The organism is Streptomyces sp. NPDC030995 (assembly GCF_055571215.1).
On record NZ_JBVIFS010000034.1, the window covers coordinates 1 to 23,983 of the forward strand.

Sequence of the window (23,983 nt, forward strand, 5' to 3'; positions counted from 1 at the left end):
CCCCCCCCCCCCCCCCCCCCCCCCCCCCCCCCCCCCCCCCCCCCCCCCCCCCCCCCCCCCCCCCCCCCCCCCCCCCCCCCCCCCCCCCCCCCCCGGGCCGGTCCTTTTCGGTTTCTACGGGGGAGGCGCTGCGGCCTCGCTCAGCCCTCGTCCTCGATCCGGCGCAGCCGCTCCGCGTCACAGGTCCGTGGGCAGGTCGCGCAGGGCCGGGCCGAGTCGAGGGTGTAGTACATGCAGCAGCCGAGCCGGGTGCGGGTCGGGTGCAGGTTCCCCCGACGGTCCGCGAGGCGCCTGAAGTCGGCGCCGCCGGGGAAGGGGGCGATGGCGGTCGGGAGCAGCTCGGTCGCCTCCCGTACCGCGTGCTCCTCCTGGCCGAGGGTGCGCCCGAGGTACCAGATCCCGGAGACGAGGTCGTCGGCGACCATGCCCCACAGGGCGTGGTCCCGGCGCCGGACCCGCGGCCCGATCGCGGCCAGCAGCGGCCGTACGTGATCGGCGACGGCCGCGCGCAGTTCGGCGCGCAGCGCCTCCTCGTCGGCCACCACCCGGGCGCCCGGCAGGTGCGCCGCCGGATCGCCGGGCAGGCATGCGAAACCGGCCCCCGGAACGATCTCGAAGGCGCCCGTGGACAGGTCCACGCGCACCTCGCGGGGGCGGATGCGCGGTACGCGCCGCTCCAGGTACCAGGCGCCGCTCATCAGCAGGCTGACGGACCAGAGGTAGTCGTGCAGGGCGCGGGACGCGGCGACGTCGGGGCGCGGATCGTGCCCGTGGCCCGCCAGGATGCGGGCGGCCTCGGCGGCGATGAAGGCGTCCAGGGCCTGACCGCTCGTGGCCGGTTCGGCCGGTTCGGCGAGTTCCGCGCCGCTGACCCAGCGTCCGGGCCGTGCGGCGGAGGTCGCCACCCGGACGTCCAGCACCTCACAGGCGGCCGTGAGGCGGCCGTACGTTCGCGCGAGCGTGGCGGCGGCGTCCAGAGCGGGCCGTTCGGCCGACGCGACGCGCTGACGTGCGGTCATCGGTTCTCGATCATGTGCGGCACGGAAACTCCGGTACGGGAGAGTAGGTAAGCCTTACCTTAACCCAATGATCTATGATCATGCCGCACGTCAGGTCTCATGTCCCGAACGTGAGTTGAGACTAAGGGTTGGCTAACCTAAGCTGCCTTTGCCGGCGGATGCGGGAATCCGTCGGCACGGAGGCGTGCCGGAAAACATTCACACCACCCACCCCCCACTGCTCAGGATTCGGAAGGGGCTCAGCCCATGCGGTTGTACCTGCTCGCACTCAACCCCACCGATTCGGTCACCGAGGGGTTCCTCCCCGCCGCGGCCCGACTCGGCCTCGACGTGACCGTCCTCACCGACCAGCCCCAGGCGCACCGCCACGCCGGGCCGGACATCGAGGTCCTGGAGTGCGACGTCCGCGACTTCCGCGCGGTCATCAGCCGGATATCGACCCACCACGCGCCCGACGCGGTGTTCACCAACAGTGATCACCTCCAGACCCAGGCGGCCCTGGCCGCCGACTACTTCGGTCTCCCCGCCAAGGACTGGCGGACCGCGCTGCGCGTCAAGGACAAGGCCCAGATGCGCCGCCACCTCGCCGCGAGCGGGCTCGACACGGCGTGGTCGACGGAGCTGTCCGCGGGTCAGGATCCGGCGGTCCTCTCCGCCCTCGACGTGCCCTATCCCTGCGTGGTCAAGCCCCGCGAGGGCGTGGCCAGCGAGGACGTGGTGCTGGTCGAGGGGCTCGAGGAACTCGTCCTGCGCTGCAAGGAGATCCAGGCCCGCCGACCGGAGGCCGCCCTGGTGGTGGAGGAGTACCTGGCCGGCGAACTGTGCAGTCTGGAGACGCTGGGCGACGGACGGGTCCGCCACGTGCTGGGCGGTTTCCGCACCCGGCTGTCGGCGCCCCCGTACTTCATCGAGGAGCGCTGCACCTTCGTCAGCGCCCACCCCGAACCGGTCGTCGAGCAGGTCCTCGCCCAGCTCGACGCCCTCGGCGTCGGATTCGGCATCTGCCACACCGAGTTCGTCGTGAAGGACGGCCGGGCCCGCATCATCGAGGTCAACTACCGGGCCATCGGCGACCAGATCGACCTGATGCTCGCGCGGCTGCTGGAGATCCCGCTGTTCGAGCACGTCCTGCGGACCCACCTCGGAGAGCCGCTGCCCGCCGACCTCGGTGCCCGCACGGATGGCGCCGCCCTCGTCGACTACCCCTGCGCCCAGAGCGCCGGCACGCTCACCTCCGCACCCGAGCCGGTCGACCTCGTCGTAGACGGGGTCGAGCTGACGTACCGTCCGCTGCGCGCGGTGGGGGAGCGGCACGAGCTGTACCACACCAATCGCGACTACATCGGAGTGCTGCGCGCGATCGGCCAGAACCAGAAGACCGTCGACCGGGTCGCCGCCGAGTACCTCGCGGCCCAGCGCTGGGAGATCACCCCGTGACCACGACCGCTCCGGCCGCCATCGTCACGTCCGCCGAAACCACCGAAGCGGAACTGCTGCTCCGCGTCCTCGGCGCGCTCCTGCGCGAGGACGTCGTCGGCCTGCGCACCCGCACCACCGCCGTCGACCGCACGGACGGCCGCTGGCTGCGGCTGCCCGCCGACGACGGCGACGCCCTGCTCCTCCCGGTCGTCGAGGACGGCTACCAGAGCGTGTACGCCGCCCGGCTGCCGCTGCTCGCCCGGGAGTCGGACGGCCGCGAACTGACCACCCACGACGAGGTCCTCGACGCCCTGGGCGCGCTCGCCGACCCCGTCGACCGGGGCGGCTTCGACGCCTTCGCCGAGGAATGCCGTCAGACCCTCGCCACCATGCGGCTGCACGCCGACACCGCGGACGAGGTCGCCGCCGGCCTGGCCGCCGGCACCCTCGCCTCCACCCGTGGCGCCGACCCCGCCGACTGGACCGGGCTCGCGGGCGGGCTCGCGTACGACACCCTCGCCGCGCGCCTCGACCACCCGGTGTACCCCACCGCGCGCGGCCGCTCCGGCCTCGACGAGGACCAACTACGCGCCTACGCGCCGGAGTTCCACCCGCGCTTCGCGATGCGCTGGATCGCCGTGCCGCAGCAGGACCTCACCGTGGCCGGCGGCCCGGCCGCGCTGCCCGCCGTCTGGCCCACGCCCTCCGATCTCGGCCTGCCCGAGCTCGACCACAGCCACCTCGCGCTGCCCGTCCACCCGCTCACCGTCGGCGCGCCGCTGCGCGAGGCCCTGAGCGCCGCGGGCCTGGCCGACCGGGCCGTCCTCGCGGAGCGCCCGTACCTCGACGTCGTCCCCACGCTGTCCATGCGTACGGTCGCCGTCGCCGACGACCCCACCCTGCACATCAAGGTCCCGATGGCCACCGCCACGCTGGGGCTGCGCAACCGCCGGATCATCCGGCCCGGCTTCCTCGCCGACGGGGTCGCGGGCCAGCGCCTGATAGAAGCCGTCGTCGCACGCGAACCGCGGTTCCAGGGCGTGATCCTGCACGCCGACGAGACCGTCTACGCCCACGCCGGGCACGAGCTCCTCGTCGCGCTCTGCCGCCGCTACCCGGCCGGCCTCGAGAACGCGGTCGTCACCCCGCTCGCCGCGCTGCTCGCGGAAGCCCCCGGCGGCCGGCTGCTGATCGACCACCTCGCCGACCGGTTCTACGGCGGTGACCCGATCGCCCTGCTCGACACCTACCTGCGGCTGCTCTTCGACTGGCAGACGACCCTCTTCGGCTACGGCATCGCCCTGGAGTCGCACCAGCAGAACATCTCCCTCGTCCTCGACCACGGCCCGGCCGGACACACCCGCATGCGGCTGCTGCTCAAGGACGACGACAGCCCGCGCGTCAATGCCGCCCGCGTACGCGCGACGCTCGGCGCCGACGCCCCGCTCGGCTTCGACGACGTCCGCGTCCTCTGCGACGACGACCGCCCGCTCACCGACATGTTCACCACGATCACCCTGCACCTGTGCGCCGGTTCGTACGCCTTCGGGCTGGCACGGCACGGCCGCGCCGAGGCCGCGGCCCTGCTGGACCTCGTACGGGACCGCCTCGCCGAGGCCGTCGAACGGCTCGGCACCGGACCCGGCGAGCCCGGCGCCACGCTGCGCGCCCACGTCCTGGACGCCCCGCAGCTGCCCGTCAAGGCCATGGTCAGCGCCGGAACCCTGCTCAGCAAGGAACGCTCGGGCGCCGCCGACATCAACAAGCACTACACCACGGGCCCCAACTACCTGCTGAGAGGGGAGGGTTCACCGTGAGCGCGAGCGCGCCCCCGGACCGCCGCCGCGGGACGGCCTCCCCGGCGGCCGCTCCGGCCGCTCCGGCCTCCCGGGTCGCCCCGGTCGCCCCGGTCGCTCCGGTCGCTCCGGCCGCGGTGGAGGCCCGCCCGGCCCTCGGCCGCAAGCAGGTGCACGCGGTCGCCGGATGCTATTTCGTGGCCTCCTTCGCCGCGCTCGGCCTGCCGCCCTTCCTCACCGAGATCCTCCCCGGACTCGGCGACCGCGACGCCGGCTGGGCCGGCGTGCTCTACATCGTCCCCACCGTCTTCGCAGCCGTCGGCGCCCCCCTGTGGGGGCGGCTCGCCGACCGGTTCGGCCGCAAACGACTGCTGCTGCGCGCCCAGTTGGGCCTGGCGGTCTCCTTCCTGCTGGCCGGCTGGGCCGACTCGATCGCCACCTTCACCGTGGCCCTGGTGCTCCAGGGCATCCTCGGCGGCACCTTCGCCGCCTCCAACGGCTATCTGGGCGCCGGGCTGGAGGGCCCGGACCTGTCCAAGGCCCTGACCCTGATGCAGGGCGCCGCCCGCGCGGCCCTCGTCTTCGCCCCGATCGTGGTGGGCAGTCTGTCGCCCTGGCTGTCCCCGCACCGCCAGTACGCCCTGCTCGCCGTCCTGCCGCTGACGGCCGCGCTGCTGATCGCCGCACTGCCGGAGTCCCGCGGCGGGCGGGCGGAGCCCCGTACCCCCGCGGCCGACGATCCGGCCGACGGCGGCGTGGCACCGGCACCGGCACCGGCGGCGTCGGCTCAGGGCGAGGCCGCCCGCACCGAGCGCGTCACCTCGCTGCACGGCCTGTACGCCCTGGAGTTCGCCTTCGTCTTCTCCACGGTCATCTCCTTCCCGTACCTGATCTCGCTCATAGAGGAGCGGATCCCCGGAACCTCCCCGGTGGTCTCCGGCATCCTCTTCGCCCTGCCCCACCTGTGCTACCTCGCCGCCGCGATGTGGGTGCACTCGGCCTTCCACCGGCGTCCCCGCCTGGGCGTGGCGATCGGCTTCGCCTGCATAGCCCTCGGGCTGGCCGGACACGGACTGGCCCACTCGCTCGCCACCCTGGTCGCCGTCCGGCTGCTGCTCGGCACCGGCCTCACCCTCGGCCTCGTCTGCCTCTCCGTGATGGCCTCCGACTGCGCCAAGGGCCGTGCCCCCGGCGGGCTGTTCGGCTCGATCGAGTTCTTCTCCAAGGCCGGCGCGGTCGTCGCCGGCCTGGCCGCCGCCGCGGGCAACAGCCTGTACGGGCCCACCGCGCCCGTGCTGACCGGCACCGCCGTGGCGCTGGTCACGGTCTGCGCCACCGCCCTCCCGGCCCTGAACCTCCGCTCCCTCAGCTCCCCCCGCTCTCTCCGCACCCGCTGGAGCCGTTGATGTCTCTGACCGATGCACTCGGTACCGCCCCCGCCGCCCCATCCGCCGTTCCCGCCGGGCTGCCCACGGCCGACGAGGCGGTCGCCCACACCCTCCTGAACTGCCTGCTGCGCGAGTTGTCCGGTCCGGAACACCAGACCGCCGTGGCGGACGGGCACCTGCTGCTGTGGCTGCCCCGCCGCGGGGTGCTGCTGCGCGCCGCCCTGCGCCGCACGTCACTGCTGGGCGCGCACCGGTTCACGGGACCGGTGCGGGAGCAGCAGGACGGGGGCTGGGCCGAGCTCGGCTGGCGCCGCCTCGCCGAGTACGTCCAGGACGAGCTGGCCCTGCGGACCGACGTGCGCAACGAGGAGTTCCTGGAGCAGGTCGCCTCCAGCCACCAGGCCGTCTCCGCCGCGCTCGCCGTGCGCGCCGGCCGGCCGGCCACCGGCACCGTGGTCGGGGACGGCGACGGGCTCGCCGCCTACCTGGAGTCCGAGCAGTCCCTCGTCTTCGGTCACCGCTTCCACCCCACCCCCAAGGCCCGCACCGGCGACACCGCCTCCTGGCTCGCGTACGCACCCGAGACCGGCGCCTCCTTCCGGCTGCGCCACCTCGCCGTCCGCGAGCACCTGATCGCGCAGGAGACCGCCGCCGAGGGAGCCGTGCAGGCGCTCGACCGGCTGCGCGCCGATGTCCCCGAGGGCTACCGGCTGCTGCCCGCGCACCCGTGGCAGTACGAGATGCTGAGCGAACACCCGGAGCTGCGCGCGGCGTTCGACCGCGGCGACATCCTGGACCTGGGCACCGGCGGCAAGCCCTTCGCCGCCACCGCCTCGGTGCGCACGCTGTACGACGGGGACACCTTCCTGAAGTTCAGCCTCAACATCCGCATCACCAACTGCCTGCGCAAGAACGCGAGTTACGAACTGTCCGGCGCGGTCGCCCTGACCCGTCTACTGGCCCCGGTCCTCGCCGACCTGGAGACCCGCTTCCCCGGCACCGCCATGCTCCGCGAGCCCGGCTACCGCAGCATCGCCCTGCCCGGCCCCGACGGCACCCCGGACCGTTCGCTCCTCGAAGGCTTCGGCGTGATCGTCCGGGAGGGACTGCTCGCCCGTCTCATGCCGGGCACCACCCCGCTGCTGGCCGCGGCCGTCGCCGACGAGTACCCCACCGGACCGGGCCACATCTCCCGCCTCCTCGGCGGGGCGTCCGGCGGATCGGCGCAGGCCGGCCTCGACTGGTGGGCGGCGTACCTGAAGCTGCTCGTCCCGCCCGTCCTGGCCGCGTACTTCGACCACGGGCTCGTCCTCGAACCGCACCTGCAGAACGTGGTCGTCTGCGTCGACGAGGAGGGCATGCCCGCCCAGGTCCTCTTCCGCGACCTGGAGGGCACCAAGCTCGTCCCCGAGCAGCACGCGGATCTCCTCGCGTCCTTGCCGGCCGACGTCGCGAACCCGATGACGTACGACGCCCAGCGCGGGTGGGACCGGGTCGTCTACTGCCTGTTCGTCAACCACATCGCCGAGGTGCTCGCCGCCCTCGCCGACCTGCATCCGCAGTCCGAGGCCGCCCTGTGGGCCCAGGTCCGCGCCACCCTCCAGACGTACGCCGACCGGCACGGCTGCCCGCCGCGCCTGGCCGCCCTGCTCGCGGGGGTGCCGCTGCCCGCCAAGGCCAACCTGCTCACCCGCTGGGAGCGCAAGGCCGACCGCGACGCCGGCTACGTCCGGCTCGCCTCCCCGCTCGCCGAGGACGTGCTGTCCCAGGTGCTTCAGCAGCAGGCCGACGGCGACCACGACCACGATCACGACACCCGGAGCGCCCGATGACCACCCCGACCCCCGCGGTGCGCGATCGCCTGCTCTCCCTCGGCGAGGCCGAACTGCCCGCCTACATCTACGACTTGACGGCGCTGCGCGAGCACGCCGCCGCCGTACGGGCCGCTCTCCCGGAGCGGGTCGAGCTGTACTACGCGGCCAAGGCCAACCCGGAGGCGGAGATCCTGGCCGCCCTCGGCCCGTACGTCGACGGCTACGAGGTCTCCTCCGGCGGCGAACTCGCCCATGTGGCCAAGGCGATGCCGGGCCGCCCGCTGGCCCTCAGCGGCCCGGGCAAGACCCCGGCCGAGCTCACGACCGCCCTCGAACTGGGCGTGGAGCGCTTCCACGTCGAGAGCCTGCACGAGCTCCGCATGCTGGCCGCTCTCGCCGCCCGCACCGTCCCCGGCGCACCGGGGGCATCGGGCGCATCCGGCGCATCGGGCCGCCCGTACCGCCCCGGGGTCCTGCTCCGCTTCAACCTCCCGCTCGCCGCCGCCTCCCTGGAAGGCAGCTCGCTGACCATGGGAGGCCGGCCGACCCCCTTCGGGTTCGACCCGGATGAGGCGGACACGGCCGTCCGCCTGCTCACCGACGGCACCTACCCGCAGCTGGAGCTGCTGGGCGTGCACGCCCACCTGGCCAGCGGCCTCGACGCCCCCGAACAGCTCGCGGTCGCCGGGTCCGTCGTGGGCTGGGCGGCCGACCTCGCCGCGCGGCACCGGATCCGGATCGCCGAAGTCAACGTGGGCGGCGGCATGAGCGTCGACTACGCGGCCCCGGAGCACCGCTTCGACTGGGCGGCGTACGGGGCGGGCCTCGGCCGGCTCGCGGACGCGCATCCGGAGCTCACCCTGCGGATCGAGCCGGGGCGCGCGGTGACCGCGTACTGCGGCTGGTACGCCACGGAGGTGCTGGACGTGAAGCACAGCCACGGCGAGGAGTTCGCCGTGGTCCGCGGCGGCACCCACCACATGCGCACCCCTGCGACCAAGGGCCACGACCAGCCCTGCAGCGTCGTTCCCGTGGACGAGTGGCCGCACCCCTGGCCCAGGCCCGCCGCCGGTACGGAGCGGGTCACCCTCACCGGCCAGCTCTGCACCCCGAAGGACCTGCTGGCCCGCAACGTGCCCGCGCCCGGTCTGCGGGCCGGGGACCGCGTGGCCTTCGGGCTCGCGGGCGCCTACGCGTGGAACATCTCGCACCACGACTTCCTGATGCACCCGCGGCCCGGCTTCCACTTCCTGACACGGGATGTGCCTAGTTTGTCGTGACATGACGGTTCACGCCGAAGATCACGGGGTTCCGGGCCGGCGCCGGCTGGTCCGGGTGGCCCTGACGGGTGCGGTCGCCGTGGGGGCCGGGCTGGTGGCGGGTCCCCCCGCGACCCGGCCCGGCTCCCGTGCCGGGGGAGCGAACGGGGCGCGGCCCGGCACGCCCGAGTCCGCGCTGCGGGAGCTGGTGGCGGGGAACGTGCGGTGGCGGACCCTCCACGAGCGACATCCCGACGAGACCCGCACGGTGCGCCAGACGCTGGTCCGCGGCCAGCATCCGTTCGCCGCCGTCCTCGGCTGCGTCGACTCCCGCGTTCCTCCGGAGCTGATCTTCGACCAGGGCCTCGGCGACCTGCTGACCGTACGGTCGGCGGGCGAGGTCCTGGACGAGGCGGTGCTCGGGAGCATCACCTACGGCGTCCTGGAGCTGGGCATCCCGCTGGTCGTCGTCCTGGGACACCAGTCGTGCGGGGCCGTCGCCGCGGCGGTACGGGCCGCGGAGGGCGGAGCGCCGCTGCCGGGGCACATGCAGTACCTGGTCGATCAGATCCGGCCCGCGATCGACCGTACGCTCCGGGGCGCCGCCCGCGTCGACGCGGCGATCACCGCGAACGTGCGGCGCGTGCGGTCGCGGCTGGCCGCGGAGGCCGAGCTGGCGGCCAAGGTCAGGGCCGGGGAACTGGCCGTCGTCGGAGCCCGGTACGAACTCACCAGTCAGCGGGTGCGCCGCATCCACTGACCGGCCGAATCCCAGTTCGTCAGCGCCGGGTGGACCGTGCCGCACGTCCGGGTGATTGTTCTGCGCCCAGGCACCTTTCGGCGTTGAAGGCACTTGTGGGCAGCGAGAGTTGACTCATGATCATCGACTCTGACCCGATGCCCGACCCGATGCCCGACGCAGTTCCGGGCCCCTCGGGCGGGCCGACGCCTGCGCCCGCCCGCCGGCCGTCCCGCCGTACCGTCATCGCCGGCGCGGGCGCCGCCGCGGTGGCGGGAGCCGGTGCGCTCACCGTCGCCGCCGCGTCCGCCGGGGCCGTGAAGGCCCCGTCCGGCGCCACGAGCGCCGACTGGGAGACCTGCCTCACCATCGCCCGGGCCATCCTCGTGCGGGACGACGACGACCAGCCTCTGGTGCCGCGCTACGCGGACGTCCTCCTGAAGAACGGTCTGCCCCGCTCCCGCCGCCCCGGCAAGAAGGTACTGGTCGTCGGCGCCGGGCCCGCCGGGCTCACCGCCGCCCACCTGCTGCGCGAGGCCGGGCACAAGGTCACGGTCATCGAGGCGAACGCGAACCGGGTGGGCGGCCGGATCAAGACCTTCCGCACCGGTGGCCACGAGAGGTCCACCGCCCCCTTCGCCGACCCGAAGCAGTACGCCGAGGCCGGCGCCATGCGCATCCCCGACAGCCACCCGCTGGTCACCGGCCTGATCGACGGTCTCGGCCTCAAGCGCAGGCGCTTCCACCTCGTCGACGTCGACGGGGCCGGCCGCCCCGCGTACCGCACGTGGATCTACGTCAACGGCGTCCGCGTCCGCCGCGCCGACTACGCGAGCAACCCGCAGGCCCTCAACCGCTCCTTCGGGGTCCCCGCCGCGTACGAATCCCTGCCCGCCTCCCAGATCGTGCGCAATGCCTTCGCTCCCGTGCGGAAAGAGATCGAGGGCAAGAAGGACAAGGAGCTCGTCGAGGGCTGGGCCCGCGTCATCCAGCGCTACGGCCACATGTCGATGTTCCGCTACCTCACCGAGGAGGCGAAGCTCGACGAGCGCACGATCGACCTGATCGGCACCGTCGAGAACCTCACCTCCCGGCTGCACCTCGCCTTCGTTCACAGCTTCATCGGGGCCTCGCTGATCAGCCCCGACACCGCCTTCTTCGAACTGCCCGGCGGCACGGCCACGTTGGCCGACGCGCTCTACGCCCGCGTCGACGACCTCGTACGGCTCGACCGCCGCGCCACCCGCATCACGCACGGAGAGGGCAAGGTCACCGTCGAGACCGTCTCCGAGGGCCGTAACGGCCCCGTGGAGCGGGAGACCTTCACCGCCGACACCGCGATCATCACCGTCCCCTTCTCCGGGCTGCGCCACATCCCGGTCGCGCCCGCGCTCTCGTACGGCAAGCGGCGCGCCATCACCGAACTGCACTACGACGCCGCCACCAAGGTGCTGCTGGAGTTCAGCCGCCGCTGGTGGGAGTTCGACGAGGCCGACTGGAAGCGCGAACTGGAGGCGGTGAAGCCCGGCCTGCACCGCAGCTACCAGACCGCGCGGACCCCGGAGGACGGGAGCCTGCTGGGCGCCCACCCCTCCGTGCCCAAGGGCCACATCTCCGCGGCCCAGCGCGCCCACTACGCCGCCTGCCGACCCGTCACCCGTGACCAGCCCGAGGCGGCCGGAGTCATCGGCGGCGGCTCGGCGACCGACAACCCGAACCGCTTCATGTTCCAGCCCTCCTACCCCGTCGAGGGCAGCAGCGGTGGGGTGGTCCTCGCCTCCTACAGCTGGTCGGACGACGCCCTGAAGTGGGACTCCCTGGACGACGCGGAGCGCTACCCGCGCGCGCTCGCCGGGGTCCAGGCGGTGTTCGGGCAGCGGATCGAGGTGTTCTACACCGGCGTGGGGCGCACCCAGTCCTGGATGCGCGACCCGTACGCCTACGGCGAGGCCTCCGTACTGCTGCCCGGCCAGCACACCGAGCTCTTCCCCCACGTCCGCAAGGCCGAAGGCAACCTGCACTTCGCCGGGTGCCACACCTCCATCAAGCCGGCGTGGATCGAAGGCGCCCTGGAATCCGCGGTACGGACCGCCCTGGAGGTCCACTCGGCGCCGTGAGCGGCGCAGGGCCGCGCCGGCCGGGACCCGCGGGGAACGGCCGGCGCGGCTCAGCTCTCGGCGAGCACGATCAGCCAGTCCTGGTCGGTGAAGCGGACCCGCTGCCGCTTGTCGGGGTTGATCCGTACGCCGTAGGCGGGGCCCGTGGCGGCCTGCGAGCGCAGCCGGTATCCGACCGCGCATTCCCGGCGGCGGCGCGCGGACTCGACGAGGGTGGCGAAGGTGACCTCGCGATCGGCCCGGACGTAGTCCGTCACCGGCTTCAGGTAGAGCTCGTTCCCCTCCGCCCTGAACAACTCCTCGAACACATCGGCCAGATAGCGGCTCTCCGAGATCTGGGTCATGAGGAGACTGATCAGCCGGCCGCTGACGATGAAGTCGGCGCCCTCCCGGGTGGGGGCGAGCAGCCGGTTGCCGTCGTCGGCCATCTCGGTGGTCAGCGCGAGTTCCCGGTGTGCGGCCTCCCCGATGGCCCGCAGATGCAGCAGCGTGACCAGCGTTCTGTCGTCCGTCCCGGCTCCGGTCTCCGCCTCCGCTTCCCGCGCCGGAGCGAGGGCGGCCGTGGGCTCGCGGCCCGTCTCGCCGATGACGATCACGCTGTCGTACGACGGCACGTCCAGCTTGGCCAGCATCCCGGGATCGGTGATGTCCCCGCTGTGGAAGGTCACTTCGAGCCGGGTCCGCGCCATCGCGAGGCCGCGGGCGCCGTACAGCCCCGCATCGTCGCCGAGAGCGACGACGTCCAGGGTGGTTCCGTGGCCCACGTACTCGTCGAGCTGCTCCAGGATCAGTGGAGCGCGGCGGTTCCAGCCGAGGAGGAGCAGGCGTTCGGCGCGCGGGGTCCTGGGGAGGGCGGTGACGATCGCCTCCTCCTCGACGCAGGAGGCCGCGTCCGCCCGAACGGCCGTGTCGTCGTCCTGCGAGATGAGGATGATCAGGTCGCTCGGGCCGATCGTCGTACCGGAGTCCGGGTTGAGCGCGACGGCGCCGTCGGCGCGCAGCAGGCCGACCACCGAGGAGGTGGTGAACGACAGCAGGGCCTCGCCGAAGGTGCGTCCCGCGAGGTCCCGGGCCGCGGCGGTGTAGAACTCGTCGCCCTCGAAGTTCAGCAACTCCTGGTAGACGAGGGAGAGTCCGGGCTGGCGGGCGGTCTGGACGAGGAGCCGGGCGATGATGTCGTCCACGCACAGGACGTGCCCGCCGGACCCGGCGGCCAGCTTGGCGGTGAGGTGGTTGCGGGTGTCCCGGACGGCCGCGACCACCACGGCGTCACCGGCCTCGGGGGCGGCGGCCGCGTCGAGGGCGAGCAGCGTCTTCACCACGTGGGCGTCGCCCCCCTCCCCGTCCGGAGGCAGGACGAGCACGGCCTTCGCGGTCTGCGGACTCACCCTGGCCAGCACCGCGGGGTCGGTGGTCGGCCCGTTGCGGCAGATGATCCTCATCGGGCCGGTGTCCGTGACACCCGTGGAGATCTCGTCCTCCATCTCGACCTTGTCCATCGGAGCCAGGATGGCGATGGCCGACCGGCGCTGGTTGGCGTTGGCCGCCACCAGCTCCCCGACCACCGGGAAGATCTGGTCGGACCATCCCAGCACGACCGTGTGCCCGGCCTCCAGGACGGTGGAGTGGCCGCGGCGCAGCAGCATGATGCGCCGGTTGATGCCGGTGGTGATCAGACTGACCAGCGTCGACACGAACAGCAGGGCGACCAGGGCGAGCGCCACCGAGGCCAGCACGTAGAGGGGAGAGCCGACCGCGCCCCCGATCTTGAGCGTCTGCCCGACACTCACCCACACCGCGGTGAGCCGGCCCGAGAGGGTCGTCGGGGCGGACCGGTCGGCCCAGACGAGCACCGTGCTCGCCGGGACCACGACGGCCAGGCAGGCCAGGGCGAACCAGCCGATGAGCGCGGTGGTTCCCCCTGCCACCAGGTTGTCGAACCGGTACCGGAGGCGCAGCCGGAGGGGCCTCACGTGCTGCTGCGCCATCCGAACTCCCTCATATCGACCGTTTGTTAACCCGCCAGGATCCGATCGGTTACGGGTGAGTTCTCCCGGCTCCGGGAACGCCTCGGCCGATGGAGAGCTGATCTACGGTTCACCGCGCCCTTCGAGGAGGCCGAGCAGGACGCCGCGCAGGAGGGTGTCGGTCGTCGCCGTGGGCCGGCCCGTGATGCCGGAGCGGAACAGCGCCGACCCCTCCATGAGCATCACGAAGACCTCGGCACGGGAGCGCGCGGCGGCGGGGGTCAGGCCGGGTGAGTGGCCGCGGATGAACTCGGCCACGTGCCCGGCGTAGGCGACGTAGAACGCGCGGACCGCCTCGGCGGCGTCCTCGTCGTGCGCGGCCATGGACCAGACCTCGGTGAACAGCCGTACCAGGGGCAGGTTTTCGTGGTCGCGGAGCACGGTGTCCAGGACGGCCGCGGCACCCGGGTCCGCATCCGCATCCGTATCCGAATCCGTATCCGAATCCGTACGGGCATCGCCCGCGTCCGCGAGTCCGGCCACGCGCGCCAGGGAGGCGGCGAGGACGCGGTCGAGCAGCGCCGCCAGCAGGTCGGAGCGGGCCGGGAAGTAGTACTGGAGGTGGCCGAGCCGGACGCCCGCCGCGTCGGCGACCGCGCGCATCGTGAGCTCGGCGCCGCCCGAGGAGCTCAGGATCCGTTCCGCGGCGTCCAGCAGGGCCGTACGTCGCTGGTGGCCCTTCGGGGTCGGCCCGCCCGGCGCCCCCGCGCTCATGCGGCGGCCTCGCTCCGCGCCGCCGGGCCGAGCTCGACCTGGACACCGTGTGCCGCGAGCAGGCCGGCCGCGCGGACCGGATCCGGATGCTGTTCGGGGAAGACCACGCCCTCGGGGGCCGGGGCCCCGTCGGTGCCCAGGACCCGGTGGAGCCCCAGGAGCGCCCCGACCGCGGTCAGATGGCTCTGCCCGCGCCGGTCGGTGACGGTCGCGGTGCGGCCGCTGCCCTGGTGGGAGACGTCGATGCGCAGCCGGGCCGTACCGCCGTCTCCGGGGGAGTGGAGCAGGGCGCGGCGGGCCGGAGCCCAGCGCTCGCCGCCGGCCCAGCGGAAGAAGCCCGTGCCCCGCAGAGCCAGCAGCGCGCGGGTGGCGGACGGGGAGCTGAAGCCGATCCGGGTGACCGCGGTGGAGGTGCCCAGGGTCAGCGGGAGGGTGAACTGCTCGGGGGTGTCGATGCGGGCGACCCGCACGGGTGTGTCGCCGATGAGCACCGTACGGGCGTCCGTGAGGGGGGAGGCGAACCGGCGCCGGCCGTCGTCGACCACCTCGAATTCAACGCCGAGCCGGTCCATGAACTCCACGGAGTCCGCGCCCGACCGGTCGGCCATGTCCCACCGCACGGCGATCTCGACCTGTTCGGCGCCGCCCAGTTCGGCGGCGAGCGACGCGGCGACCAGGCTGCTGACCCCGCCCATCCAGGCCGAGGACAGCAGCACGGGGGCGGTGGGCCGGAGCAGCGCGGCCACGGTGACCGCGCGCTGGAGCCGGGCCGTCCACCGGGTGATGTCGACGTAGGGGACACCGCCCGCGACGGCGGCGCGCAGTACGCGGTCCTCGGGGTCGTTCACCGAGTTGATCACGGCCCGCACGTCGGCCCGGAAGGGTGCGGGCGCACCGAGGTCCCAGGCGCGGACCTCGGCTCCGAGTTCGGCAGCGAGGGCGCGGCCGCGCTCGGGCGAACGGCCGGTCAACAGGGTCGGGGTGGCGAGCGCGACCATGCGGGCGATCTCGGCGCCGACGGTTCCGTATCCGCCGGTGATCAGGACGGGGGCGGACGGGTCGTGCCGTAGGGCATCAGTCATGACGCAGACTCTAGGTCATCTGACCTAGAAATGGGAGGGTGTGCTTGTTGCGTGGCCGGTCGCCGTCGCGGCCGCGGGTCAGGAATCCAGGGCCGAGATGACCTCTGCGGTGGTGCTGACCTTGCCGATGCGCGGGAAGATCTTGCCGAAGCTGTGGGCGTGGGAATCGGCGTCGATGTCAGCGGTGGCGTCCTCCGCGAAGACCAGGTCGTAGCTGAGCTCCCACGCCGTGCGGGCGGTGGATTCGACGCCGACGCTGGTGGAGATGCCGGCCAGCACGATGCGGTGGATGCCGCGGCGGCGCAGCTGGAGGTCGAGCTCGGTGCCGGTGAAGGCGCCCCAGTGGCGCTTGGTGACGACCACGTCGGCGAGGGCGGCGAGTTCGGCGGGGATCTCGGAGAACGCGGCGGGCGGGGCGGCGGCCGGACCCGGGCGGTCCACGTTGGCGGTGGGCAGGTCGCCGCCGTCGGGCGACCAGGCCACCTTGACCAGGACCACGGGCAGCCGGTGGGCGCGGAACGCCGCCGCGAGCTCGATGCCCTTCTCGAGGATGTCGGGGGCGGGCTTGGCGGTGGGCAGGGCCAGGATGCCCGTCTGGAGGTCGATGAGGACCAGGGCGGTGTCCTGGCCGAGGGTGAGGCGGTTCGGGTCGGCGGTCATCTTCCCGACGTTATGGGACATTTGGTCAAGCCTGCAACGCCATACAATGGGAACGTGAGTACGAATACGGGGGAGTCCCGGCCCGCCCTGACCCCGGCACTGACCGGGGCGGAGCTGGCGCGCTGGTACTGGACGCTGGCCGAGCTGAGCGCGCTGGCGCGGGAGATGGGCCTGTCGGCCGGAGGTGGCAAGGCCGCCGTCACGGCCCGGCTCGCCGCCGCGCTCGACGGTCTCCCCGCCCCCGCCGCCCCGCCCGCCCCCGCGGCCCGCCGCGCCGGGCGACAGCTCGCCGCCCCGGTCGACGGCGCGACCGTGATCCCACAGGGACAGCGGTGCAGCCAGGTGCTGCGGGAGTTCTTCGTACGGGAGATCGGCCCCGGGTTCCACTTCGACGCCTTCATGCGGGAGTACGTCGCCCAGCATGCGGGCCACACCCTCGCCGAGGCCGTCGCCCACTGGCACGACACCCGCACGCAGGCAGCCGAACCCCAGGAGGTGGGTGCCCAGTTCGACTTCAACCGGTTCCTGCGCGCCTGGCACGCCCGGCACCCCGGCGGCGCCCGCACCGAGGCCCTCGCCGCCTGGCAGGCCCACCGGGCCCGCCCCCGCGACTGAGCCACGAGGTCCGGGTCAAGGGGTCACACGCCCGGGCGGGGCTCAGGCGGCCGGTTTCGTCGTGGCCACGGTCCGTGGTGCGGGTTCCGCAGAGGGGTCCGCCGGTTCCGGCAGACGTCGGGCCAGCGCCCACGCGAGGACGGGCAGGGCGGCCAGCGGCAGCAGGGCGGTGTGCAGCGAGGCGGCGTCCGCGGCGGCGCCGATGAGCGGGCTCGCGAGGCCGCCGACGCTGACGGTCAGGCCGAGGGTGACCCCGCTGGCCGTGCCCATGCGCGTCGGGAGGTAGTCCTGGCCGAGGGTGACCTGGAGGGAGAAGGGCACGTACAGCGCGACGGCGGCGAGCGCCGCGCAGACGTACACCAGCGGCAGTGGCAGAAAGAGGATCCCGGCCACGGCGGGCACGGCGGCGGCATAGGCCCGCCGGACGGTGGTCACCCGGCCCCACCGCCCGGCCAGCCGGCCGCCGAGCAGGGTGCCGCCGGCGCTGCCCGCGAAGAGGGCGAACAGGGCCACGGCTCCCGCGGTTTCACCGCCGCCGCGCTCGCGTACGTACAGGGCGACGAAGGTGCTGAGGCCGGTGAAGACGACGGACCGGACGATCACGACCAGGGACAGCCGCAGGAAGGCCGGCCGGTTCTCCTCCGGGGCGGCCACGGGGGCCGCGGCCGGCCGGTCGGCGGGGGAGGCGGCCGCTCCGGTCCGGGCGGGCGGCCGGCTCAGGAGCACGCCGAGCGCGGCGGGGAGGGCCAGCAGCCACCAGCCGGCCGGACCGGGCACCGCCAGGGCGGCGGCGACCAGCAGCGGCGCGCAGGCGAAGCCGATGTTGCCGCCGAGCGCGAACCAGCTCATCGCCGTGTGCCCGGCCCCGCCCACCGTGGCGCGGACCAGCCGGGCGGCCGCCGGGTGGTAGGCGGCGACGCCCAGCCCGGAGAGGGCCACGGCGGCCACCGTCGCCGCGTAGCCGGCGTCCAGCCCGACCAGCGCGATGCCGGTCCCGGCGGCGGCTGTGGCCAGCGGTATCAGCCACGGCATCGGTCGACGGTCGGTCAGGATTCCGAAGAGCGGCTGGACCACGGAGGAGAGCAAGGAGGCGGCGAGCACGATGCCGGAGGCGGCGGCGTACCCGTACGCACGCTCCGCCACGAGGAAGGGCACGAGCGCGGCGACGGCGCCCTGGTAGACGTCCACACAGGAGTGGCCGGCCGAGAAGGCGGCGGTGCGGCGCCGCAGCGGGGTTGTTCGCATCTCTGGTTTCACCGATCGAGGATCGCCCTCGCCGGGAGCGTGCCGCTTCCGATAAATTGCCGGGTGATGCAGAAAATCCGCCAGCAGGGCCAGCAGGGCACACAGGGCCGGCCAGGCCAACAGGGCCAACAGGACCGCGCCGCCCACCGGGACCGCGCGGGCATCCGCCACACCCCGCGAGCCGCGACCAGCATCCGCGAGCTCGACACCGACGTCGGGATCGACCCGCACCACCACGACGACCACCAGATCGCCTACGCCGGCTCCGGGGTGCTGTCCATCACCACCGACGCCGGGACCTGGGTGGCCCCCGCGACCCGGGCCCTGTGGATCCCGGCCGGGACGGTGCACGCGCACCGCGGGTTCGGCCGTGCCGACCTGCACTCCGTGGGCCTGCCGACCCGCCTCAACCCGCTGGCCCTGGACGCCCCGGCCGTCATCGCCGTCGGCCCGCTGCTGCGCGAGCTGATCCTCGCCTACACCCGGGCCCCCGAGGAGGACAGTCCCGAACGGCGCAGGCTGCTCGCGGTGCTCCTCGACCAGCTGCGGGCCTCGCCGTTGCAGCCCCTGCACCTGCCCGCCCCCGCCGACCCGCGGCTCGCCGCGGTGTGCGCGCTGCTGCACGAGGATCCCGCCGACCCGAGGGGGCTGGCGGCGCTCGCCACGGCCTCGGGGGCCGGGGCCGGCGAGCGGACGCTGAGCAGGCTGTTCCGCGCCGAGCTGGGCATGACCTTCCCGCAGTGGCGCACCCAGCTGCGGCTGCACCGGGCGCTGCGCCTGCTGGCCGAGGGCACCCCGGTGACCGCCGTCGCGCACCGCTGCGGGTGGTCGTCCGCGAGCGCGTTCATCGACGTCTTCCGCAGGGCCTTCGGGCAGACGCCCGGAGCCTACGGGCGGCCGTAGCGCAGGAGTACGACCCCGTTGCCGAAGGTGCGCGTGCTTTCGAGGCGCAGCGGCACCCGGCCGCTGTCGACGGGCGGGAACAGGGGCTTGCCGCGGCCGATCCGCACCGGGTGCACACAGATGTGGTACGCGTCCACCAGGTCCTGGCGCAGGAAGGCGGCGGCGAGGTCCGCGCCGCTCAGGGCCATGTCGCCGCCGGGTTCCGCCTTGAGAGCGGCGACCTCCGCCGGAACGACGTCCCGGACGATCGTGGTGTTCCAGTCGGCCTGCTTCAGGGTGCGCGAGTAGACGTACTTCGGCATGTCCCGCCAGATGCCGGCGAACTCGGCCATGGGCCCGGCGTTCGCGGGGTCGGCGTCGGCCGTCGGCCAGAAGTCGGCCATCAGCTCGTGCGTGACGCGGCCGCTCAGGAAGGCGCCCATCGTGCGGAGTTCGTCGTTGAAGTACTGGTGCAGCTCGTCGTCCACGACGTGCCAGTCGATCTCGCGTTCGGGACCTTCGATGTATCCGTCAAGGGACACCCCCATCATGAGAATGATCTTCCGCATACCGGCTGAGCCTACGCCGCGGCCATACTGATCGCTGTGAATGCCGAAGACGACACCGCCGCGAACACCGTCCTGCTCCACATCGAGGGCCGGACCGGGGTGGTCACCCTCAACCGCCCCAAGGCCCTCAACGCGCTCACCCACCCCATGGTGCTGCGGATCGACGAGGCCCTCGCCGCCTGGGCCGGAGACCCCGCCGTCCACCAGGTCCTGATCCGGGGGGCCGGCGAGCGCGGCCTGTGCGCGGGCGGGGACATCCGGGCCATCCACGACGACGCCAAGGCGGGGAACACCGCCTCCGCCGGCTTCTGGCGCGACGAGTACCGGCTCAACGCCCGCATCGCCCGCTACCCCAAGCCGTACGTCGCCCTCATGGACGGCATCGTCATGGGCGGCGGCGTCGGGATCTCGGCCCACGGCGGCGTCCGCATCGTCACCGAGCGCTCCCGCGTCGCCATGCCCGAGACCGGCATCGGCTTCGTCCCCGACGTCGGCGGGACCTGGCTGCTCGCCCGCGCGCCCGGCCTGCTCGGCACCCACCTCGCCCTCACCGGCGCCGCGGTCGGCGCCGCCGACGCGCTGCTGTGCGGGCTCGCCGACCACTTCGTCCCGGCCCACCGGCTCCCGGAGCTCACCGCCGAACTCGGCGCGGCCCCCGCCCACGAGGTGGTGCCGCGGTACGCCGCCACGCCCGAGCCCGGTCAACTCGCCGACCGGCGGCCCTGGATCGACCACTGCTACGCGGCGGACACCGTCGAGCAGATCGTGGACCGGCTGCTCGACCAGGGCGAGCCGGCGGCCAAGGAGGCCGCCGAGACCATCCTGGCCAAGTCCCCGACCGCCCTCAAGGTCACCCTCGCCGCCGTCCGCCGGGCCGCGGACCTCGGCACGCTGGAACGGGCGCTGGCCCAGGAGTTCCGGGTCTCCTGCAACGCGCTGAGCTCGCCCGACCTCGTGGAGGGCATCCGGGCCCAGGTCATCGACAAGGACCGCTCCCCGCGCTGGGACCCGCCCACCCTGGCCGAGGTCACCGGCGCGGACGTGGAGCGGTTCTTCGCCCCGCTCGGGGAGGACCGCGAACTACGCCTGCCCGAGGGCGACTTCAGCCGCGGCTGAGCCGGACCTCCAAGCCGCCGGAGGCTCAGCGGTAGCCGGAGGCGTCCGCCGGGAGGCCCGGGTCCTGGACCTCGACCATGTAGCGCCAGGCGTCCGGGCGGCTGCCGTCGAGGTCCGTGAAGCCGTAGACCCGCGCGAGCTGCCCGCTGGACAGGGACTGGCCGTTCCAGCGCGCCACCTCCGGGTCCGCGGCGAGCGCCGCGACCGCCCGGCCCACGTACGACGGGGTCTCCGAGATGCCGAAGTGCGGGACCTTGGCCAGGGCGTCCCGCCAGTTCGCCTCCGTCACGCCGAAGTTGTCCAGCATCATCTCCGAGCGCAGCCAGCCCGGGGTCAGCGCCACCGCCGTGGCCCCGCGCGGCCCCAGCTCGTGCCCCAGCGCGAACGCCATCCGCAGCACGGAGGACTTGGCGATGTCGTAGAAGAACGACACCCGGTAGCGGCTCGCGTTGTACTCGGCGGTGCCGTCCGTCATCTCCACCACCAGCCCGCCCGGCTCGCGCAGCAGCAGAGGCGCGGCGAAATGGCTGGTGATGGCGTGGGTCTCCACGGCCAGCCGCATCAGCCGCAGGCCCTTGTCCAGGTCGTGCTCCCAGACCGTGCTGTCCCACTCGAAGAGCAGCTCCCCGCCCCAGACGTCGTTCACCAGGACGTCCAGGCGCCCCTGCTCGGTATCGATCCGCCGGACCAGCGACTCCACCTCACCCGGCACCAGATGGTCGGCGACCACGGCGATCCCCCGACCGCCCGCCGCGGTGACCAGCTCGGCCGTCTCCTCGATCGTCTCGGGCCGGTCGTACTCCGAGCGCCTGCCCCGGGTACTGCGCCCCGACACGTACACGGTCGCGCCCTGCGCGCCCAACTGGACCGCGATGCCCCGGCCCGCGCCGCGCGTCGCCCCGGCCACGAGGGCCACCCTGCCTTCGAGAGTCCGCTGTGTTTCCGGCATGCCCCGACCCTACGACGTCCCCCTCGCCCGCGGCCCGCCGAACACGGCGACCGCCACCAAGGACAGCAGCAGCCCGCCCGCCGCCAGGCCCAGCGCCGGGCCCGGTCCCCACAGGGTCCAGGCCGCCCCGAAGAGCAGGGAACCCCCGAACCGGGCCAGCGCCTGCGCCGTCTGCAGCACCGCGAGCCCGGTGGTGCGCAGCTCGGCCGGGAGCAGCGGTCCGGCGGCGGCCATCAGCACCCCGTCGGTGGCCGCGTAGAACAGGCCGAGCAGCGTGAGCACGCCGATGACCAGCACCGCCCCGGCCGGCACCGGGGCCAGGAGCAGCAGGCAGCCGGCGAGCAGCAGCACGTGCCCGCCGAGGAAGACCCGGTGGCGGCCCAGCCGGTCGGCGAGCCGGCCGACGGGCAGCGCGGCCAGCAGGAACACGGCCGCCGTGCCCACGGGCAGCAGCGGGAAGTACCCGGCGGACAGTGCGAGCCGACGCTGGAGCAGCAGATAGAGGAAGGCGTCGCCGACGGTGAACAGGCCGAGCACGGCGGCGGTCAGGCACAGCCGGCGCAGGCCGGGGAGCCTCAGGAGCGTGGCGACGGGGGGCAGCGGAGCCCGGGTGGCGGCGGCGGACGGCGCGGGCGCGGGTGCCTCCCGTACGAAGAGCGCGAGCAGCACCACCCCCAGTACGGCGATGCAGCAGCTCACCGTGAACACGGCCTCGTACCCGTCCACCGCCACCCACAGCACCCCGAACGCGGCCAGCGGCCCCAGCAGCGCGCCCGCCGTGTCCAGCGCGCGGTGCACCCCGAAGGCGCGGCCCTGCTCCTCCGGGGGACAGGACAGCGAGATCAGCGCGTCGCGCGGGGCGGTGCGCAGCCCCTTGCCGGTCCGGTCGGCGGCGAGCACCGCCGCCACCGACCAGGGGGTGGTCGCGGCGAGCAGCGCCGCCTTGCACACGGCGGACAGCGCGTAGCCGGCGCCCGCGACGAGCTTGCGGCGACGGGTGCGGTCCGCGATCCGGCCGCCCGCGAGCCGCAGCAGCGCGGTGGCGCCCTGGTGAAGACCGTCCAGGGCGCCGAACGCGAGCGGGGACATACCGAGTCCGGCCATCAGGTACAGCGGCAGGACGGCGGTGACCATCTCCGCGGAGACGTCCGTGACCAGGCTGACCAGTCCGAGCGCGAACACCGTGCCGGGGACGGCCCGCAGCGGGCCTTTCGGAGCCGGGGTTTCCCCGGCGATGTCCGCGGCGCGGCTGGTCGACAGGTACACGGATGCCTCCCTCAGAACCAGTTGACGGTGAGCGGGAACGCGGCGGTCACGGTCGCGCCCGTGGAGTCGGTGGCGGTCGCGGTGATCTGGAGCGTGCCGCTGCCCCAGGGCTTGCCGGAGATGCGTCCGGATCCGGCGTCGACCGTCAGGCCCCAGGGCAGGCCGGTGGCCGCGTACCGGTACGGAGGCTTGCCGCCGGTGGCGGTGAGCTGGATCGTGCAGGACTGGTTGAACTTGCAGGTCTGCGGGCCGGGGTTGGCCAGCTTCAGGTCACCGGTGGTCGGGGTGGGGGTCGGAGTGGGCGTCGGGGTCGGAGTAGGGGTCGGAGTGGGCGTGGGCGTGGGGGTCGGTGTGGGTGTGGGGTCCGTCGAGGCGTCGAACACCTCGCTGATCGGCTGGACGTTGGCCGCGTTGCCCGCGTGCGTCGCCGTACCGAAGAGGTCCTCGAAGGTCCGCAGCAGGTGGTGGTGGTTGAAGGCCGTCGTGTACGTGCCCGTCTTGACCTTGGCGCCGTAGAAGACGGTGGCGATCTGGTTCGAGCCCAGGTAGTTGTCCTCGTCCCAAGTGAGGACCAGCAGACTGTTGTTGGCCTTCGCCCATTGCGCGTAGGCATCGATGTTGTTCTTCGTCCAGGTGTCCCCCGTGCCGACCGAGCACGAGTGCATGTCGTTGCACTGGTTGGGGACGATGAAGGAGAGGTCCGGCAGCGCCCCGAAGTTGTTCTGCGGGAACTGCGTCCAGGTCTTCCCGGTGTTCAGCGGCACGTTCTTGAAGGCGAACCACGGGTTGTGCTTCTGCGCGTACTGCCCGTTCGTGCAGGCTGTGGACCCCTCGCTCGGCAGGTCCTCGTTGTACGTCGCGAAGGTCTTGCCGGCCGCGATCAGCTCCTGGCCGAGGTTCGGCGCCGTCATCGACTGCGGCGTGTAGCAGCCGTCGCCCGTGATGCCCTGCGTGGCGCCGGAGAAGAGGTTGAAGTAGTTCGGCTGGCTGGGGTGGGTCAGCGCCTTCATGCCGGTCAGGCTCGCGCCGCCGTTCGCCAGCTGGTTGATGTACGGGGCGTTCGCGCTGCCGATGATCTCCCCGTACTGCTTGTTCTCGTACACGACGACCACCACGTGGTCGTACGCCGGCAGCGCGGCCGCGGTCGCCGCGGCGGCCTGGGCCGTCCCGGCGGCGGTGGTTCCCTCCGCCGCCTGCGAGTTGGCCACGGTGAAGGCGCCCAGCAGGCCGATCGTGCCGAGTCCGGCCACGAGCGCCGACCAGCGGGCCCGGCGTCTGAGCCCGGCCCTGGGTGAGGGGGTGGACAT

20 protein-coding genes are annotated in these 23,983 nt (G+C 73.6%); 10 read left to right on the forward strand and 10 right to left on the reverse strand.

Going from position 1 to position 23,983, the window contains the following annotated elements; all coding sequences use genetic code 11:
• Positions 1–140: 140 nt before the first annotated feature.
• Complete coding sequence (locus tag ACZ45T_RS32745) at positions 141–1,019, reverse strand: iron-sulfur protein (protein ID WP_468447769.1); 879 nt, start codon at positions 1,017–1,019, stop codon at positions 141–143.
• Positions 1,020–1,265: 246 nt separating this feature from the next.
• Between ACZ45T_RS32745 and ACZ45T_RS32750 the strand changes: the two genes are divergently transcribed.
• The 7 genes from ACZ45T_RS32750 to ACZ45T_RS32780 all read left to right on the forward strand — a co-directional run bounded on the left by ACZ45T_RS32750 (position 1,266) and on the right by ACZ45T_RS32780 (position 11,551).
• Positions 1,266–2,456: an ATP-grasp domain-containing protein gene (locus ACZ45T_RS32750; protein WP_468447770.1), complete on the forward strand. Its 1,191-nt coding sequence runs from the start codon at positions 1,266–1,268 to the stop codon at positions 2,454–2,456.
• Complete coding sequence (locus tag ACZ45T_RS32755) at positions 2,453–4,255, forward strand: IucA/IucC family protein (protein ID WP_468447771.1); 1,803 nt, start codon at positions 2,453–2,455, stop codon at positions 4,253–4,255. Before ACZ45T_RS32750 ends, ACZ45T_RS32755 begins: the two co-directional genes overlap by 4 nt.
• A gap of 116 nt (positions 4,256–4,371) precedes the next feature.
• Positions 4,372–5,640 carry an MFS transporter gene (locus ACZ45T_RS32760; RefSeq protein WP_468447816.1) on the forward strand — a complete coding sequence of 423 codons (1,269 nt, stop codon included), beginning with the start codon at positions 4,372–4,374 and terminating at the stop codon, positions 5,638–5,640.
• Positions 5,640–7,454 carry an IucA/IucC family protein gene (locus ACZ45T_RS32765; protein WP_468447772.1) on the forward strand — a complete coding sequence of 605 codons (1,815 nt, stop codon included), beginning with the start codon at positions 5,640–5,642 and terminating at the stop codon, positions 7,452–7,454. The genes ACZ45T_RS32760 and ACZ45T_RS32765 overlap by 1 nt, the downstream gene beginning before the upstream one ends.
• Complete coding sequence (locus ACZ45T_RS32770) at positions 7,451–8,716, forward strand: type III PLP-dependent enzyme (protein ID WP_468447773.1); 1,266 nt, start codon at positions 7,451–7,453, stop codon at positions 8,714–8,716. Before ACZ45T_RS32765 ends, ACZ45T_RS32770 begins: the two co-directional genes overlap by 4 nt.
• Before the next feature lies 1 nt (position 8,717).
• Positions 8,718–9,455: a carbonic anhydrase gene (locus tag ACZ45T_RS32775; RefSeq protein WP_468447774.1), complete on the forward strand. Its 738-nt coding sequence runs from the start codon at positions 8,718–8,720 to the stop codon at positions 9,453–9,455.
• A gap of 149 nt (positions 9,456–9,604) precedes the next feature.
• Positions 9,605–11,551, forward strand: a complete 1,947-nt coding sequence (locus ACZ45T_RS32780; protein WP_468447817.1) for a flavin monoamine oxidase family protein — start codon at positions 9,605–9,607, stop codon at positions 11,549–11,551.
• 50 nt (positions 11,552–11,601) lie between these two features.
• Here the strand turns inward: ACZ45T_RS32780 and ACZ45T_RS32785 are convergent, their stop codons facing one another.
• The 4 genes from ACZ45T_RS32785 to ACZ45T_RS32800 form a co-directional block, all read right to left on the reverse strand.
• Complete coding sequence (locus ACZ45T_RS32785; protein ID WP_468447775.1) at positions 11,602–13,539, reverse strand: CASTOR/POLLUX-related putative ion channel; 1,938 nt, start codon at positions 13,537–13,539, stop codon at positions 11,602–11,604.
• Positions 13,540–13,641: 102 nt separating this feature from the next.
• A complete protein-coding gene (locus ACZ45T_RS32790; RefSeq protein WP_468447776.1) occupies positions 13,642–14,292 on the reverse strand; it encodes a TetR/AcrR family transcriptional regulator in 651 nt (216 codons plus the stop codon).
• Positions 14,289–15,374: a saccharopine dehydrogenase family protein gene (locus ACZ45T_RS32795; protein ID WP_468447777.1), complete on the reverse strand. Its 1,086-nt coding sequence runs from the start codon at positions 15,372–15,374 to the stop codon at positions 14,289–14,291. The genes ACZ45T_RS32790 and ACZ45T_RS32795 overlap by 4 nt, the downstream gene beginning before the upstream one ends.
• Before the next feature lie 78 nt (positions 15,375–15,452).
• Positions 15,453–16,055, reverse strand: a complete 603-nt coding sequence (locus ACZ45T_RS32800) for a hydrolase (protein ID WP_468447778.1) — start codon at positions 16,053–16,055, stop codon at positions 15,453–15,455.
• 33 nt (positions 16,056–16,088) lie between these two features.
• Here ACZ45T_RS32800 and ACZ45T_RS32805 point away from each other — a divergent pair, with 33 nt between their 5' ends.
• Entirely contained in the window at positions 16,089–16,649 is a 561-nt protein-coding gene (locus ACZ45T_RS32805) for a DUF6434 domain-containing protein (protein WP_468447779.1), read from the forward strand.
• A 42-nt stretch (positions 16,650–16,691) separates the two neighbouring features.
• On the opposite strand, the gene ACZ45T_RS32810 is transcribed toward ACZ45T_RS32805, so the two are convergent.
• The gene (locus tag ACZ45T_RS32810) at positions 16,692–17,894 is read right to left on the reverse strand and encodes an MFS transporter (protein WP_468447780.1); all 1,203 of its coding nucleotides are present in this window, start codon (positions 17,892–17,894) and stop codon (positions 16,692–16,694) included.
• 66 nt (positions 17,895–17,960) lie between these two features.
• Between ACZ45T_RS32810 and ACZ45T_RS32815 the strand changes: the two genes are divergently transcribed.
• Entirely contained in the window at positions 17,961–18,797 is an 837-nt protein-coding gene (locus tag ACZ45T_RS32815) for an AraC family transcriptional regulator (RefSeq protein ID WP_468447781.1), read from the forward strand.
• On the opposite strand, the gene ACZ45T_RS32820 is transcribed toward ACZ45T_RS32815, so the two are convergent.
• Positions 18,782–19,345: a dihydrofolate reductase family protein gene (locus ACZ45T_RS32820; protein ID WP_468447782.1), complete on the reverse strand. Its 564-nt coding sequence runs from the start codon at positions 19,343–19,345 to the stop codon at positions 18,782–18,784. The two genes, ACZ45T_RS32815 and ACZ45T_RS32820, sit on opposite strands and share 16 nt — an antisense overlap.
• Before the next feature lie 36 nt (positions 19,346–19,381).
• On the opposite strand from ACZ45T_RS32820, the gene ACZ45T_RS32825 reads away from it, so the two are divergent.
• Entirely contained in the window at positions 19,382–20,461 is a 1,080-nt protein-coding gene (locus ACZ45T_RS32825; protein ID WP_468447783.1) for an enoyl-CoA hydratase/isomerase family protein, read from the forward strand.
• Between the two features lie 25 nt (positions 20,462–20,486).
• Here ACZ45T_RS32825 and ACZ45T_RS32830 read toward each other — a convergent pair whose 3' ends face one another.
• From ACZ45T_RS32830 to ACZ45T_RS32840, 3 genes are read right to left on the reverse strand one after another with little or no spacing between them, the layout of a single operon-like run.
• Positions 20,487–21,410 (reverse strand): SDR family oxidoreductase, encoded by a 924-nt coding sequence (locus tag ACZ45T_RS32830; RefSeq protein ID WP_468447784.1) that lies wholly within the window; start codon positions 21,408–21,410, stop codon positions 20,487–20,489.
• Between the two features lie 9 nt (positions 21,411–21,419).
• Positions 21,420–22,676: an MFS transporter gene (locus ACZ45T_RS32835; protein WP_468447785.1), complete on the reverse strand. Its 1,257-nt coding sequence runs from the start codon at positions 22,674–22,676 to the stop codon at positions 21,420–21,422.
• Positions 22,677–22,687: 11 nt separating this feature from the next.
• The gene (locus ACZ45T_RS32840; protein WP_468447786.1) at positions 22,688–23,983 is read right to left on the reverse strand and encodes an alkaline phosphatase family protein; all 1,296 of its coding nucleotides are present in this window, start codon (positions 23,981–23,983) and stop codon (positions 22,688–22,690) included.

What these genes read in the sequence shown, in the direction of transcription:
- ACZ45T_RS32745 (WP_468447769.1), bottom strand. Translation starts at nt 1,019, where the DNA reads ATGACCGCACGTCAGCGCGTCGCGTCGGCCGAACGGCCCGCTCTGGAC.
- ACZ45T_RS32750 (WP_468447770.1), top strand. Translation starts at nt 1,266, where the DNA reads ATGCGGTTGTACCTGCTCGCACTCAACCCCACCGATTCGGTCACCGAG.
- ACZ45T_RS32765 (WP_468447772.1), top strand. Translation starts at nt 5,640, where the DNA reads ATGTCTCTGACCGATGCACTCGGTACCGCCCCCGCCGCCCCATCCGCC.
- ACZ45T_RS32770 (WP_468447773.1), top strand. Translation starts at nt 7,451, where the DNA reads ATGACCACCCCGACCCCCGCGGTGCGCGATCGCCTGCTCTCCCTCGGC.
- ACZ45T_RS32775 (WP_468447774.1), top strand. Translation starts at nt 8,718, where the DNA reads ATGACGGTTCACGCCGAAGATCACGGGGTTCCGGGCCGGCGCCGGCTG.
- ACZ45T_RS32780 (WP_468447817.1), top strand. Translation starts at nt 9,605, where the DNA reads ATGCCCGACGCAGTTCCGGGCCCCTCGGGCGGGCCGACGCCTGCGCCC.
- ACZ45T_RS32785 (WP_468447775.1), bottom strand. Translation starts at nt 13,539, where the DNA reads ATGGCGCAGCAGCACGTGAGGCCCCTCCGGCTGCGCCTCCGGTACCGG.
- ACZ45T_RS32790 (WP_468447776.1), bottom strand. Translation starts at nt 14,292, where the DNA reads ATGAGCGCGGGGGCGCCGGGCGGGCCGACCCCGAAGGGCCACCAGCGA.
- ACZ45T_RS32795 (WP_468447777.1), bottom strand. Translation starts at nt 15,374, where the DNA reads ATGACTGATGCCCTACGGCACGACCCGTCCGCCCCCGTCCTGATCACC.
- ACZ45T_RS32800 (WP_468447778.1), bottom strand. Translation starts at nt 16,055, where the DNA reads ATGTCCCATAACGTCGGGAAGATGACCGCCGACCCGAACCGCCTCACC.
- ACZ45T_RS32810 (WP_468447780.1), bottom strand. Translation starts at nt 17,894, where the DNA reads ATGCGAACAACCCCGCTGCGGCGCCGCACCGCCGCCTTCTCGGCCGGC.
- ACZ45T_RS32815 (WP_468447781.1), top strand. Translation starts at nt 17,961, where the DNA reads ATGCAGAAAATCCGCCAGCAGGGCCAGCAGGGCACACAGGGCCGGCCA.
- ACZ45T_RS32820 (WP_468447782.1), bottom strand. Translation starts at nt 19,345, where the DNA reads ATGCGGAAGATCATTCTCATGATGGGGGTGTCCCTTGACGGATACATC.
- ACZ45T_RS32830 (WP_468447784.1), bottom strand. Translation starts at nt 21,410, where the DNA reads ATGCCGGAAACACAGCGGACTCTCGAAGGCAGGGTGGCCCTCGTGGCC.
- ACZ45T_RS32840 (WP_468447786.1), bottom strand. Translation starts at nt 23,983, where the DNA reads ATGTCCACCCCCTCACCCAGGGCCGGGCTCAGACGCCGGGCCCGCTGG.